The sequence below is a fragment of the Paraburkholderia sp. Ac-20340 genome (genome assembly GCF_017104965.1).
Taxonomy (GTDB): domain Bacteria; phylum Pseudomonadota; class Gammaproteobacteria; order Burkholderiales; family Burkholderiaceae; genus Paraburkholderia.
Map to the genome: position 1 here is coordinate 21223 of NZ_JAAGPR010000027.1, position 14553 is coordinate 35775.

At 64.2% G+C, this 14553-nt stretch carries 12 protein-coding genes and 1 pseudogene; 10 read left to right on the plus strand and 3 right to left on the minus strand.

Annotated features, from left to right (window positions below):
• Window positions 1–315 precede the first annotated feature (315 nt).
• The 6 genes from G3N59_RS27025 to G3N59_RS27050 all read left to right on the plus strand — a co-directional run bounded on the left by G3N59_RS27025 (window position 316) and on the right by G3N59_RS27050 (window position 7524).
• Window positions 316–1893 carry a peptide ABC transporter substrate-binding protein gene (locus tag G3N59_RS27025; RefSeq protein WP_241024268.1) on the plus strand — a complete coding sequence of 526 codons (1578 nt, stop codon included), beginning with the start codon at window positions 316–318 and terminating at the stop codon, window positions 1891–1893.
• Between the two features lies 1 nt (window position 1894).
• Window positions 1895–2833, plus strand: coding sequence for an ABC transporter permease subunit (locus tag G3N59_RS27030; RefSeq protein ID WP_205985885.1), 939 nt, complete (start codon window positions 1895–1897; stop codon window positions 2831–2833).
• Window positions 2834–2896: 63 nt separating this feature from the next.
• The gene (locus G3N59_RS27035; RefSeq protein ID WP_241024270.1) at window positions 2897–3730 is read left to right on the plus strand and encodes an ABC transporter permease subunit; all 834 of its coding nucleotides are present in this window, start codon (window positions 2897–2899) and stop codon (window positions 3728–3730) included.
• A gap of 1 nt (window position 3731) precedes the next feature.
• A complete protein-coding gene (locus tag G3N59_RS27040) occupies window positions 3732–4727 on the plus strand; it encodes an ABC transporter ATP-binding protein (protein ID WP_205985887.1) in 996 nt (331 codons plus the stop codon).
• Window positions 4724–5776, plus strand: a complete 1053-nt coding sequence (locus tag G3N59_RS27045) for an oligopeptide/dipeptide ABC transporter ATP-binding protein (protein ID WP_205985888.1) — start codon at window positions 4724–4726, stop codon at window positions 5774–5776. Before G3N59_RS27040 ends, G3N59_RS27045 begins: the two co-directional genes overlap by 4 nt.
• A 113-nt stretch (window positions 5777–5889) precedes the next feature.
• Window positions 5890–7524, plus strand: a complete 1635-nt coding sequence (locus G3N59_RS27050; protein WP_241024217.1) for an OprD family outer membrane porin — start codon at window positions 5890–5892, stop codon at window positions 7522–7524.
• A 28-nt stretch (window positions 7525–7552) separates the two neighbouring features.
• Here the strand turns inward: G3N59_RS27050 and G3N59_RS27055 are convergent, their stop codons facing one another.
• Window positions 7553–8449, minus strand: coding sequence for a LysR family transcriptional regulator (locus G3N59_RS27055; RefSeq protein ID WP_205985889.1), 897 nt, complete (start codon window positions 8447–8449; stop codon window positions 7553–7555).
• Window positions 8450–8556: 107 nt separating this feature from the next.
• On the opposite strand from G3N59_RS27055, the gene G3N59_RS27060 reads away from it, so the two are divergent.
• Complete coding sequence (locus tag G3N59_RS27060; RefSeq protein ID WP_205985890.1) at window positions 8557–9156, plus strand: short chain dehydrogenase; 600 nt, start codon at window positions 8557–8559, stop codon at window positions 9154–9156.
• An 8-nt stretch (window positions 9157–9164) separates the two neighbouring features.
• Here G3N59_RS27060 and G3N59_RS27065 read toward each other — a convergent pair whose 3' ends face one another.
• Window positions 9165–10655 (minus strand): SulP family inorganic anion transporter, encoded by a 1491-nt coding sequence (locus G3N59_RS27065; RefSeq protein ID WP_205985891.1) that lies wholly within the window; start codon window positions 10653–10655, stop codon window positions 9165–9167.
• Between the two features lie 343 nt (window positions 10656–10998).
• Between G3N59_RS27065 and G3N59_RS27070 the strand changes: the two genes are divergently transcribed.
• Together G3N59_RS27070 and G3N59_RS27075 are read left to right on the plus strand one after the other, a co-directional pair.
• On the plus strand, window positions 10999–11436 hold the full coding sequence (locus tag G3N59_RS27070; RefSeq protein WP_205985892.1) for a carboxymuconolactone decarboxylase family protein: 438 nt from the start codon (window positions 10999–11001) through the stop codon (window positions 11434–11436).
• Window positions 11437–11447: 11 nt separating this feature from the next.
• Window positions 11448–11888 (plus strand): cupin domain-containing protein, encoded by a 441-nt coding sequence (locus G3N59_RS27075; protein WP_205985893.1) that lies wholly within the window; start codon window positions 11448–11450, stop codon window positions 11886–11888.
• 43 nt (window positions 11889–11931) lie between these two features.
• On the opposite strand, the pseudogene G3N59_RS27080 reads toward G3N59_RS27075, so the two are convergent.
• A pseudogene (locus G3N59_RS27080) lies at window positions 11932–12813 on the minus strand (LysR family transcriptional regulator); the annotation flags it as partial.
• 167 nt (window positions 12814–12980) lie between these two features.
• Between G3N59_RS27080 and G3N59_RS27085 the strand changes: the two are divergent.
• Window positions 12981–14540 (plus strand): MFS transporter, encoded by a 1560-nt coding sequence (locus G3N59_RS27085; RefSeq protein ID WP_205985895.1) that lies wholly within the window; start codon window positions 12981–12983, stop codon window positions 14538–14540.
• Window positions 14541–14553: the final 13 nt, after the last annotated feature.

Below are 14553 nucleotides of genomic sequence, written 5' to 3' on the forward strand. Positions count from 1 at the left end.
CTGCCATCGCGCTCGCGCGCTCGAAAATAAAGAATTCAATATCAACGGCTTAGGCGCGGGCACGATTTTTACGCCTTATCCGCAGCACGCGTCGCCATCAGACAAGTCCGATTTCATCGGCTCCACTCCCCTGATTGACAAGCTCTGGAAGCGATTCCAATAATCGCCCCCGTTCGCCAGATCGGGCTAATTCCAGCGGTCGCTTAAAGCAGCGATCGGAAAATTATTTAATCAGGAGACCACATGAAAACCTTCGCGACTCGTTTCGGAAAATGGAGATCCACACGCTTGATCGAGGCGAGCGGTCTCGCTGCGTTGATTGCGATCCAGGCAGTGCCTGCGCAAGCCGTCGCCATTCCGGCAGGCACACAACTCGCGCCGAAGCAGGAAATCACGCGTCAAATTCAGGCGGAAATCGAATCGCTCGATCCTGCGCGTATCGAATCGACCAATGCAAATCTCGTCGGCCTCGATATCTTTGAAGGTCTCACGCGTATTGACGCCGCAGGCAAAGTCACGCCCGGCGTCGCCGCCTCCTGGACGCGCAGCGCGCCCGACACCTGGGTTTTCACACTGCGCCGCGACGCGAAGTGGAGCGATGGCCATCCTGTCACAGCAGGCGATTTCGTCTACGCATGGCAGCGCGTGGCCGATCCCAAAACGGCTTCGCCCTATACCGTTACGGTTGAATTTCTCAAGAACGCCAAGGCCGTGATCGCGGGCAAGCAGCCCGTTTCGAACCTGGGCGTGCGCGCAATCGACCCGTACACGCTCGAAGTCAAAACCGAAGCGCCCACGCCCTTCTTCACCGAACTCATGGCCAATTCCTCGCTCGCGCCCGTGGATCGCGCAACGGTTGCGAAATACGGCGCAACGTGGACGCGTCCCGGCAATCTGGTGAGCAACGGTCCCTACATGCTCGCCGACTGGCGCCCGAACGACCGCATCGTGCTGGTGCGCAATCCGCATTACTGGAACAACGCGCATGTGCCGATCACCAAGGTCACATGGATCCCGATCGAAAGCGACGAAACCGCCATGCGGATGTTCCAGTCCGGCCAGATCGACATGACGTATCAATTGCCGTCGGGGCAGTATCCGCAACTCGTCAAGCAATTCGGCGCGGAATTGCGGCCCAGCCTGCAGATCGGCACGGTGTATTACGCACTCAACAATACCGATCCCGCACTGCGCGATGTGCGCGTTCGCCAGGCGCTTTCGATGGTGCTCGATCGCGATCTGCTGACCGCGAAAATCACGCAGAACGGCGAAAAGCCCGCTTACGGGCTGATTGTCGAAGGCACGAAGGGCGCGCAGCCGTTCACGCCGGAATGGGCAGCCTGGCCGATGAGCAAACGCGTGGAAACCGCGCGCGGCCTGTTGAAATCGGCGGGTTATTCGGACACCAAACCACTTGCTTTCACGCTGACCTACAACACCAACGAACTCTATAAAAAGACCGCATTGTTCGCGTTGAGCGAATGGCGCACGAAACTCGGCGTCAACGCAAAGATCGAGAATATCGAATTCAAGGTGCTGCTCAAGCAGCGTCACGACGGCGCGTATCAGATCGCGCGCGACGGCTGGTATGCCGATTACAACGACGCAATGACGTTCTTCGCGCTGATCCAATGCGGCAGCCCGCAAAACGACCAGCGTTCCTGCAATCCGAAAGTGGACGATCAGGTTGCCGAAGCCAACCGTCAAGCCGATGACGCACAGCGCAACGCCACGCTCACGCAAGCGTTCGCGCTGGCGATGCGCGACACGCCGCTGTTGCCGCTTTATCAATACTCGGGTGCGCGACTCGTGAAATCGTACGTGGGCGGCTATACGCCCACGAACAATATCGATCAGCGCGCTTCGCAGGACATGTACATCATCAAGCACTGACATGTTCGCCTATACCCTGCGCCGTGTGCTCTGGGCCGTGCCCACCGTGCTCGCCGTCGTGACCGCCTGCTTCCTGCTGCTGCACCTGACGCCAGGCGGTCCGTTCGACACCGAACGAGCGCTGTCGCCCGCCGCGCTCGCCAACCTCAACGCGCGCTATCACCTGAACGAGCCTTTGTGGCAGCAGTATCTGCGCTATCTGGGTGCGCTGCTGCAGGGCGATCTGGGCAGTTCGTTCCGCTACGCCGACTGGTCCGTCAACGAACTCGTGAAAAAGGCGCTGCCCGTGAGTCTCGGGATTGGCGGCGTGGCGATTCCGCTGGCGGTGCTGTGCGGCGTGGCGCTCGGCGCGCTGGCTGCCGTGCGCCGCAACAGTCTGCTCGATCATGCCGTGATGCTGCTCGGCAATCTCGGCAATGTGGTGCCGCCTTTCGTGCTTGGCCCCGTTCTGGTGCTGGTGTTTGCGGTGACGCTCAAGACCCGCGCAGGCGCGGGCTGGCTGCCCGCCGGCGGCTGGGGCGAAGGCGACTGGACGCATCGCGTGCTGCCCGTCGCGCTGCTCGTCATCATCAATATGGCCTCGATTGCGCGGGTGATGCGCGGCAGTCTGATCGAAGTGCTTGCGGGCAACTTCATTCGCACTGCGCGCGCCAAGGGCCTGCCCGCACACACGATCGTGCTGCGCCACGCGCTGCGGCCCGCGTTGATGCCAGTGGTTTCGTTGCTCGGCCCCGTGTGCATTTCGTCGATCACGGCGGCGGTGGTGACGGAATCCGTGTTCGCGCTGCCCGGCATCGGGCAACTGGTCGTGAACGGCGCGGTGAATCGCGACTACACGCTCGTGCTCGGTCTGGTCGTGCTGACCACCGTATGCGCCGTGCTGTTCAACCTGCTCGTCGACCTCGCCTATGCGTGGCTCGATCCGCGCATCCGCTACTGAAGCCCCGGCTAGCTCATGACTACTTTTTCCACCCTGCCGCCGCATGCAGCACCGGGACGGCGCATGCCGCCCGCGCTCGCGCGTTTCGTGCGCCATCGCGCGGCGCTCGCGAGCTTCGCGATGCTCGTGCTGATCGCGCTGGCCTGCTTTATCGGCCCGTTTTTACTGCCGAATTCGCCCACCGATAACGACTGGAGCGCCATCAGCCTTGCGCCTACGCTGCAAGGCGCACACTGGTTCGGCACCGACGAACTGGGCCGCGATCTGCTGGTACGCACGCTCGTGGGCGGACGCGTCTCGCTCGAAGTGGGCTTGCTGGGCACGCTGGTTTCCACGCTCGTGGGCGTGATATACGGCGCGAGTGCGGGCTATCTGGGCGGACGCACGGACGCCATCCTCATGCGTATCGTCGACATGATGTACGCGATCCCGTACATGCTGATCGCCATTCTCATGGTCACGCTGTTTGGTCGCGCATTTTATCTCGTTGTCCTTACTATCAGCGCATTTTCATGGCTCGATATGGCGCGTGTGGTGCGTGGGCAAACGCTCTCGCTACGCACGCGTGAATTCGTCGATGCCGCACGCGCCATCGGCGTGCGGCCCGCCGCGATTATCGCGCGGCATATCGTGCCGAATCTCGCGGGCATCGTCGCGATCTATGCGACGGTCACCGTGCCTGGCATCGTGCTGACCGAATCAGTGCTGTCGTTTCTCGGCCTCGGCGTGCAGGAGCCGATGACCAGCTGGGGCGTGCTGATCCAGGACGGCGCGCAGAAACTCGACGCCATGCCGTGGCTGCTCATCGGTCCTGCCTGCATGCTGTGCGCGACGCTCTACTGCGTGAACTTCGTGGGCGACGGCCTGCGCGACGCGCTCGATCCCAAGGAGCGCTGAAATGGCCCTGCTCGAAGTCAACCACTTGGGCGTGCGCTTCGCGCGCCGCGACGGGCCGCCCGTGACCGTGGTGCATGACGTGTCGTTCGCGCTAGAAGCGGGCGGCACGCTTGGCATCGTCGGCGAATCGGGGTCGGGCAAAAGCCAGACCGTGATGGCGATGCTCGGCCTGCTGGCGTCGAACGGCCGGACCTTCGGTCAGGCGCGCCTGCGCGGCGAAGATCTGCTCGCGATGAAACCCGCCGCGCTCAACCGCATTCGCGGCGACCGCATCGCCATGATCTTCCAGGACCCGATGACCTCGCTCAATCCGTTCCTGACGATCGAACGGCAAATGACCGAGGCCTTGCAGCAACATCGCCGCCTCACGCGCCGCGAGGCACGCACGCGCGCCATCGAGGCGCTCGAACGCGTGCGCATTCCCGATGCCGCGCGCCGTATCGGCATGTATCCGCATGAGTTTTCGGGCGGCATGCGCCAGCGCGTGCTGATCGCCACGGCGCTGATGATGGAGCCCGACGTGCTGATCGCCGACGAACCCACCACCGCGCTCGACGTTACCGTGCAGGCGCAGATCATGGCCTTGCTGCGCGAGATGAACCGCGAGCGCGGCACCGCGATTCTTCTGATTACGCACGACATGGGCGTGGTCGCCGAACTCTGCGACGACGTCATGGTGATGTACGCGGGCCGCGCTGTCGAAAAAGCCCGCGCCGATGCGCTCTTCGCGCGGCCGCAGCATCCGTACACCGTAGGTTTGCTGGGCGCGTTGCCGCGCCTCGATGCGCCCATCGGCGCGCCGCTGCGCACGATTCCCGGCAATCCGCCCTTGCCTGGCGGCGCAGGCATGGGCTGCGCCTTCGCACCGCGTTGCGTGCATGCCTTCGAGCGTTGCCAGCGCGAAGTACCGCCGCTGCACGCCGATGGCGCACGCGCGCGCGCCTGCCATCTGGACGCCGAAATCCTGCTGCAATCCACGCCTGGAGTCGGCCTATGAGCGATTTCACCCTCCCCGCCGTGAGCGAACACACCGATTCGTCTCACGCGCAAACGCTCCTGAGCGTGCGCGATCTCAGCGTGAATTTTCAGGTCGCGCGCGGCGGCTGGCCCTGGCAAAAGGCCACGCTGCACGCGGTCAACGGCGTGTCGTTCGACGTGAGACGCGGCGAAACGCTGGGACTCGTCGGCGAATCGGGCTGCGGTAAATCCACGCTCGCGCGTGCACTGATTGGCCTCGCGCCCGTCGCGGCCGGTAGCGTGAACTGGCGCGGCGCGGAAACGGTATCGGGCACACAACGCCAGCTCGACACGCTACGCCGCGACGTGCAGATGATCTTTCAGGACCCGCTGGCGTCGCTCGATCCGCGCATGTCGATTGGCGAGATCGTTGCGGAACCGTTGCGCACGCATGCATCTCAACTGGGCCGCAAGGAGATCGAGCGGCGAGTGCTGACGATGCTCGAACGCGTCGGCCTCAATGCGCAGCACGCGGGGCGGCGCGCGCACGAATTCTCGGGTGGACAGTGCCAGCGCGTGGGCATCGCGCGGGCATTGATCGGCGATCCGGGTCTGGTGATCTGCGACGAACCGGTTTCCGCGCTCGACGTGTCGATCCAGGCGCAGATCGTCAATCTCTTGCGCGATCTGCAGCGCGAACGCGCGCTTTCGCTGCTGTTTGTCGCGCACGACCTTGCGGTGGTGAAAACCATCAGCCATCGCGTGATGGTGATGTATCTGGGCCGCGTAATGGAGATCGGCGATTGCGAGGCCGTGTATGGCGGTGCGCGTCATCCCTATACGCGCGCGCTGCTCGACGCGGTGCCGGTGCCCGATCCCGCACTGGCGCGCACGCGGCGCAGCGCGGCGTTGACGTTGAGCGGCGAGATTCCCTCGCCGCTCAATCCGCCATCGGGTTGTGCATTCCGCACGCGTTGCCCGCGCGCCAGCGAGACCTGCGCCACGCGCACGCCGCCGCTGCTCCGTGCGAGCGAGGAACAGACGCTGGCCGCCTGCTGGCATCCGCACGGGCGCGGCCTGACCGACTAACCGATTGACTGAAGCGTCCGCGTTTTTCGTCATGCGGACATTCAAACCACCTGGCAATCCTTATCGAATGAATCGATTGCCCATTCTAACGACAACATGAGACGAGACCGACGATGAAGCATTCCCCGATCAACCGCAAGAGCGCCATGGCGCTCGCCACGCTTGCACTGGCCGCGTCGCTGGGCGCGACATCCGCTTGCGCCGACGATACGAAGCCCAGCGCTGCCGCGACCGTTGCGCCCGCAACGACACCCATCGCTACGACGCCTCCAGCATCGAAGCCTGCAACTCGCCACACGCGCAAGAGCAAGCGCAAAACCACACAAAACGCGCAAAAAGCTCAATCGCAAGCCTCGGCCGCCGTCAACAACGTGCAAACGCCGCCGCCCGTATCGAGCGTCGATCCGCTGCTCGCGCCCAACGCCGCTGAAACGCTCGCCTCCGGCATGCCGCAGGAAAGCGCCAACGAGACCGTGCGCGCCGACAATCCGCCGGGCACGCAATCGGGCCAGGCCGCCAGCAAAGGCTTTATCGGCGATAGTCATCTCGCGCTCAATTTGCGCAATTACGCCGATGTGCAGGACGTCGCGGGCGGCCCGCATCGCCACGCGTGGGTGCAAGGCGCGATGCTCGATTACACCTCGGGCTTCACGCAAGGGCCCGTTGGCTTTGGCGTCGACGCGTCGCTCTATGGCGCGTTCAAGCTCGACGGGGGCCAGGGCGCGGGCAATATGGTGCACGTGGGCAAGGATGGCGGCGGCGCGAACCAGCTTGCGTGGGCCTATCCGGGCATTTACGACGTGAAGGCGCGCGTCGCGGATACGGTCGTCAAATACGGCCTGCAGATGACGGACAACAATCCGTTCTTCGAGCCGCACGACAATCGCGCGTTGCCGCCGACGTTTCTCGGCGTCTCGATCGTGAGCAAGGACATCGCCAATATGGTGCTGCAAGGCGGCAGTTTCACGAAAGTCGACCCGCGCGGCCACACCAATCTCGTCGATCTCTCGACGTCTTATGGCGGCGTGACCTTCAAGCGTTTCAGTTTCGCGGGCGGCAGTTGGGATTACAGCCCGAATGGCAGCGTGTCGCTGTACGCGAATCAGGCCGATAGCGTCTGGCGGCAGTTTTATGGATCGGTGCAGCACAGCATCGGCGATCCTTCGACGCTCAAATGGACCGGCTTCGCCAATCTCTATTCGACGCATAGCGTGGGCGGCGGTCTCGAAGGCCATATCAACAATAACGCGTACAGCCTGTCACTGGCGGCGCAGCACGGCGCGCATTCGCTGCTGCTCGGCTATCAGCAGATTCTGGGCGACCAGTTCTTCGATTACGTGAACGAGACCAACGGCATTTATCTCGTGAATTCGATGGACGTGGATTACAACGCGCCGCACGAAAAGTCATTCCAGGTGCGCTATGGATTCGACGGTAAATATTCAGGATTGCCAGGCGCCAAGGCGATGCTCTGGTATGCGCTGGGCTGGGGCGCGGATGGTTCGGCGGGCGCGGCGGCGAATCCCGCTGGCAGCGCGCTGTATGGGCTCTACTGGCGCGACGGTCAGCCCGTGCACGGCTCGCATCATGAATTCGGCTTTATTCCTTCGTACACGATCCAGAGCGGGCGTTTCAAGGATACGAAGATCGCGCTTTCGGCGATGTGGCATCACGGTTCGAAGTACTACTCGGACCCGAACAATATGGAATATCGCCTCGTGATCGGCATGCCGTTCAATCTGTTCTGAAACTGGCGGGCGTAAGGCAGGGTTGGCGTTACTCCAGCCACGCCTTCGCCCGCTCCTCCAGAAAGCGTACGAAGCTGCGGATTTTCGGCAGCGGCTGCCGGTCCTGCCGATACAGCGCATGCACCGGCCGCCCAACCGGCGTCGCCTCTTGCAGCACGCTCACGAGGCGCCCGGCCGCCAGATCGTCGGCGACGAGAATCGCCGGTTGCAGCAGCAAACCCGCGCCGTAAAGCGCCGCCTGGCGCAGCGCGAGGCCATCGTTGCAGAGGAACGTGGTGTCTTCGGGCCAGCGGTTTTCTCCGGCGAGGCCTGCAAGCCGCCAGCCATTGCGCCGGTCCCAGATCGAATGACCGATGCAGCGATGCGCGGCCAGATCGTCGAGCGTGCGCGGCGTGCCGTGGCGCGCCAGATAATCGGGCGAGGCGCAGATCGCCATGCGGTACTGCCCGATCGGCCGCGCCACGAGATTCAGATCCGCGCCCAGATCGCCGATGCGTACCGCCACATCGAAGCCCTCATCGACGAGATCGACCACGCTATTGCTCAGATCGAGGTCGATGCGTACCTGCGGATGCGCGTTCTGATATTCGGCCGCCAGCGGCGCGATCACGCACGCGCCCACCGTGGTCGCCGCGGTGATGCGCAGGCGGCCGCGCGGCTCGGCGCGCAGGCTTTCCACCGAGGCCTCCGCCAGCGCCAGTTGCTCCAGCACCTTGCGGCTTTCCTCGTAAAAGCGCCGGCCCGCGTCGGTCAGGCTCTGCACGCGCGTGTTGCGCTGGAGCAGTTGCGCGCCCAGATGCGTTTCCAGTTGCCGCACGTACTTGCCCACCATCACCGGGCTCAGGTCGAGCTCGCGCGCGGCGGCGCTGAAACTGCCGCGCTCCACGGCGCTCACGAAGACTTCCAGGCTGCGCAGACGATCCATGATTACGAACCCGTAGTTTTAAGTGAACGAAATTATCGTCCATTTATTCTTTCTGGTGTCAGGCGGATAGTGAAGCCCTTCCCTATCCGTTCATGGAGAACATGCAGATGAAGATCATCGTGGTGGGCGCCAGCGGCGCCGTCGGGCGCGCGGTCGTGGAAACCCTCGGCGCAGGCCATACGGTCGTGACCGTCGGCCGTAACAGCGGCGATTTTCGCGCCGATATCACGCGCGACGACAGCGTCGAGGCGCTGTTTCGCGAAGTCGGCAAGGTGGATGCGATCGTGTCGGCGGCAGGACAACTGCATTTCGGGCCGTTCGCGCAGATGAGCACCGCGCAGTTCAATATCGGCCTGCAGGACAAGCTGCTGGGTCAGGTGCGGCTCGCGCTGATCGGCCAGCACTATCTCAACGACGGCGGCTCGATCACGCTGACGAGCGGCATCGTCGGCGAGGAGCCGATTGCGCAGGGTGTGAACGCCACCGCCGTCAACGCGGCGCTCGAAGGCTTCGTGCGCGCGGCGGCGACCGAGCTGCGCGGCGATCGCCGTATCAACGTGGTGAGCCCGACCGTGCTGACGGAATCGCTGCCGTCGTATGGGCCGTTCTTTCCGGGCTTCGAAAGCGTGAGTGCGAAGCGTGCTGCGCTGGCCTACCAGCGCAGCGTCGAAGGCGTGCAGACGGGCCGCGTGTTCAAGGTGTATTGAGCGCGGGCTTACGCCGAAACCCGCACCTCGGCATCCGCGCGCGCGAGCAGGCCACTGCAACGCGGAGACAGATTCGCGAACGCAACGTGTTTGCCCGCGCGCTCGTAGCGCGCCTGCACCGCTTCCAGCGCGGCAATCGCCGAGTGATCGGCCACATGCAGATGCGCGCAGTCGAGGCGCACCTGCTGCGGATCGCGCGCCGGATCGAACAGCGTCTGGAACTGCGCCGCCGAAGCGAAGAACAGGGTGCCGCGCAGCGTGTAGACGCGTTCGCCCGAAGCCTCATCGCGCATGTCGCAGCGGAATTCGCGCGCGTGCTGCCACGCGAAATTCAGCGAGGCGATCACGATGCCGCACATCACGGCCGTCGCGAGATCGGTACAGACGGTGATGACCGTGACCGCGATAATCACCAGCGCGTCGTTGCGCGGCACCTTATGCAGCACGCGCAGCGAACCCCACGCGAAGGTCTGCCCCGCCACCACGAACATCACGCCCACCAGCGCCGCAAGCGGAATCCGCTCGATCAGCGGCGAAAGGCACAGGATGAACAGCAGGATCATCACGCCGCTCGTCACGCCCGAAAGACGGCCGCGGCCGCCCGAACCCAGGTTGATGACGGTCTGGCCGATCATCGCGCAACCGCCCATCGCACCGAACATGCCCGCAGCGATATTGGCCGCGCCCAGCGCCACGCATTCGCGATTGGGCTGACCGGTCGAGTTCGTCACATCGTCGGTGAGATTGAGCGTGAGCAGCGTTTCCAGCACGCCGACCAGCGACATCAGCACCGCATACGGCAGCACGATGCGCAGCGTCTCCAGGTTCATCGGCACGGCCGGCAGGCTGAACGCGGGCAGGCCGCCCGCGATGTGCGCCATGTCGCCGAGCGTGCGCGCAGGCAGGTGCAGCAGCGCCGCCGCCGCGCCCACGCCGACGATCGCCACCAGCGCGGGCGGCAGCGCCTTCGTCAAACGCGGCATGACGAACACGATCGCCATGGTCAGCGCAACGAGACCCACCATCAGCGCGAGCGCCTGGCCGTGCATCCATTCCATGCCGTTCGGACCGGGCGCCTTGAAATGCTCGAATTGCGCGCGCGCGATGATGATCGCCAGGCCATTGACGAAGCCCAGCATCACCGGATGCGGCACCATACGGATCAGTTTGCCCAGACGCAGCGCGCCGAACAGGATCATCAGCAGACCGCCGAGCACGACCGTTGCGAACAGGTATTGCGCGCCGTGCTGCACCACCAGCGCGACGATCACCACCGCCATCGAGCCGGCCGCGCCGGAAATCATCCCGGGCCGGCCGCCGAACAGCGCCGTGATCGTGCAGATAAAGAACGCGCCGTAGAGACCCATCAGCGGATTCAGATGCGCAACGAGCGCGAAGGCGATGCACTCGGGCACGAGCGCGAACGACGAGGTGATGCCGGCGAGCAATTCGCTGCGCAGCGTAGACAGGCGGCTCAGGCCGGAACGGGCGGATTCCATGGTGCGAGTCGGTTGGCAAATAAGGGTCGATTGCGCGGATCGCAAGCAGGCGCAAGCGCGGTGGCGTGAGCCAACGCGAGCGGTAGCAGGCGGGCGAACCGGAAACGACGAGGAGAACCGGAAGAACAGGCGGCGCAGACGGCATCGGCAATGCGTGCGCGGCCTGGACGGACGAAAGCGCGGATGCTACCAGATTCCAGCCTGGCGCGCCGCGCGGCCCGCCGCTCGGGCGCATCAAGTGGCTACCTCGAATAGCCGTGGATTGGTCATTTGACATAGCCGCATCGACGCCTACTATGCATTCCATCGCGCCACGCGGCGCACTCACCGAAAAGGAATCGCCATGCAACAGCGTCTGGACTTCTATCGCGCCAACCCGCACGCCATCAAGGCCATGCTCGCACTGGAAGAGCGCATCGAGAAAAGCAGCATCGAAAAGCCGCTCGCCGAACTCGTGCGCCTGCGCGCTTCGCAGATCAACGGCTGCGCCTACTGCGTCGATATGCACACGACGGATGCGCGCAAAGGCGGCGAAACCGAGCGCCGCCTGGCGACCGTGGTGGTCTGGCGCGAAACGCCCTTCTTCACGGAACGCGAACGCGCGGCGCTCGCCTGGACCGAAGCGCTCACGCTGGTCTCGCACGATCACGTGCCCGACGACGTCTGGGAAACCGTGCAGCCGCATTTCAGCGAAGCCGAGATCGTCGATCTCACGCTGCTGATCAGCGCAATCAATAGCTGGAACCGTTTTGCGATCGCGTTTCGCAAGATGCCGGCGTGAAGGAGCGTGTCATGAAATCACGTTCGATAGTCGTGCGCGCCGCTGCGGCGGCGTTCGGGCTGGCCGCGCTGGCCGGCGGCGGGATCGTGCAGGCGCACGATAGCGACGCGTCGTCGGCCGCTGGCGAGAAAATCACGCCGGTGCTCAAGCAGGCGATTCCAGAGGCGCCAGGCAAGAACGTGCTGATGGCGACCGTGACCTTCGCGCCGGGGCAGAATTCGGACCCGCATATGCACCCGGGCTCGATCTTCGCGTATGTGACGCAAGGTCATATCGAATCGCAACTCGAAGGCTCGCCCGCGCATGTGTATGGCCCGGGTGAGGCGTGGTACGAGCCGCCGGGCGCGCATCATATCGTCGCGCGTAACGCGAGCGCGACCGAACCCGCGCAGATTCTCGTGTTCGCGATCGCCGGCGAACACGATCCGATCAAGAAGCCGCTGCCGCGTTGAGGGGCGGGAGGTTGAGCGCGCGTGCTTCCTGCACGCGCGCTGCTTCGAACAGCCGCTCGCACATGAAGTCGACAAACGCACGCAGGCGCGGCGACGGATGGCGGCTGGACGGCCAGACGATCGAGAACTGGCCGACGGTCGTTGCGTACGCATCGAGTACGCTGGCAAGCTGCCCCGTCGCCAGCGCATCACGCACCAGAAAATCCGGCATATAAGCAATGCCGAAACCCGCCACCACCGCTTGCATCAGCGCTTCCATGTTGTTGCAGACCAGCGCGCTACGCAGCGCGGGCAGCGTTTCTCCGTGCGTCGCGAGCTCCCAAAGCTGCAACTTGCCCGAATCGGGGAAGCGATAACGCACACAGGCGTGTGCTGCGAGATCGCCGAGAATTTGCGGTGTGCCCGCACGCACAAGATAGGCAGGCGAAGCGCACAATACGTGCCGAAACGGCCCCAGACGCCGCGCCACGAGACTCGAATCGCCAAGCGTGCCGCTGCGGATCACCGCGTCGAAACCGCCTTCGACCACATCGACCATGCGGTCATTAAAGTCGAGATCGAGTTCGATCTCGGGATAGCGCGCAGCAAAATCCGGCAGCGCAGGCAACAGAAAGCGATAGCCGATCGCAGGCAGACTCACGCGCAACCGGCCGCGCGGCGTCTGCGCCGACGCCGTGAGCACGGCCTGCGCATCGCTGAGTTCCGTGAGGATATGACTGCAACGCTCGTAGAAGAGCCGCCCTTCTTCGGTAAGCGCGATCTTGCGCGTGGTGCGATGAAAGAGCCGCACGCCCAGCGAGGCTTCGAGCTTCGCAATGGCCTTGCCGACCGCCGATGCCGATATACCCAGCGCGCGCCCCGCCGCCACGAAACTGAGCGCCTGCGCGACCCGCACAAAAGCGACGATTGCGTTGAGATTGTCCATAAGCCTTATTTTCCCGGCCCATCCAGGAATTCGATTCCGCAATGAACGGAACGCTGCCCTGTTTTTCGGGCCGCGCATCGGCATTATCGTTCTTCGCTCCCATGGCGCGCACGCAGCGCGTCACTCACTGACGCGGCCCGCATGCGCCGCGCCTTTCAGGAGCCGTAATGGATCGTTTCGTCGGTCACACTGGCACGCGACACCGTTTTGCCATTCTCGCAGCCGTTTGCGTGGCGGCGCTCGCGCTGCCGCTGGCGTTTTCGGGCGGCGCGGTGGCTACGCCCGCCATTGGCCGCGCGCTCGGATCAAGCGCCAATCCCACAGCGCTCAATTGGATCACCAACGCTTTCATGTTGAGCTTCGGCAGCCTGCTGATGGCGGCGGGCACACTTGCCGATCGGTACGGCCGCAAGCGCGTGTTCATCTGGGGGCTCGCGGCCTTCGTGTTGTGTTCACTGGGTCTTGCCTGTGCGCCCACCTTGCTGGCCGTTGACCTCCTGCGCGGCGTGCAAGGTGCGGCGGCGGCCGCCGCCCTCGCAGGCGGCACGGCGGCGCTTGCGCAGGAATTCGAAGGCCACGCGCGCACGCGCGCCTTCGGCACACTGGGCGCGACGTTCGGGCTCGGTCTGGCGTTCGGCCCGCTGATCGCCGGCGTGCTGATCGAATATGCAAGCTGGCGCGCGATATTTGTGAGTGGCGCGCTCACCTGCATTCTGTCGCTGGTTTTTGGCGCGCGTTATCTGCGCGAATCGCGCGATCCGCACGCACGCGGCACCGACTGGCCCGGCACGCTGACCTTTACACTCGCACTATCAAGCTTCACCTTCGGTGTGATCGAAGCGCCCCTCCACGGCTGGACGAGTTCAATCGTCCTTACGCTGCTTACGGCAAGCGTCGTACTGGCCAGCGCGTTCGTCGTCGTGGAATCGCGCAGCACAAAGCCCATGCTCGACCTGTCGCTATTTCGCTATCCGCGCTTCGTGGGCGTGCAGGTGTTGCCGATCGCCACCTGCTACTGCTATATCGTGCTGCTCGTCGTGCTGCCGCTGCGCATGATCGGCGTGGATGGACTGCGCGAGATCGACGCGGGCTGCCTGATGATCGCGCTATCCGCGCCGATGCTGGTGGTGCCGTTTGTGGCGGCCACGCTCACGCGCTGGTTGTCGATGGGCGTGATTTGCGCAGCGGGGCTCGTGCTGGCCGCCGTCGGTCTGGTCTGGCTTGCCATCGCGCTGCAGGCTGGGCCTTACGCAGCAATGGCGCCGATGATCCTGATCGGTATCGGCGCGGCCTTGCCGTGGGGCTTAATGGATGGTCTATCGGTCAGTGTGGTGCCGAAAGAACGTGCGGGCATGGCAACAGGCATCTTCAGCACGACGCGCGTTGCCGGCGAAGGCGTGGCCCTTGCAACCGTGAACGCCGTGCTGGCAGTGCTAACGGAAACCCATCTGGCGCAGCGCATTCCCGCTGATCGAGCGTCGTTGAATGAAGCCGCCGCGCGACTCGCCAGCGGCGATCTCACACAAGCAGCGCATTGGCTTCCCATTGCGAGCACAACGATACTGCAGCACGCCTACGCAGACGCATTCGCGACCGTGTTAAAAGGCCTCGCAGCGATCACCTTGTTGTGTGCCGCGATCATACTGGTCTTTCTCGGCCCACGCAGGCGAGACACGGAATCTGAAACGGAACACGGCACGCTAGCGCGGCAGCGCCAGCGCGCGTGAAGTTCGCGTGCGC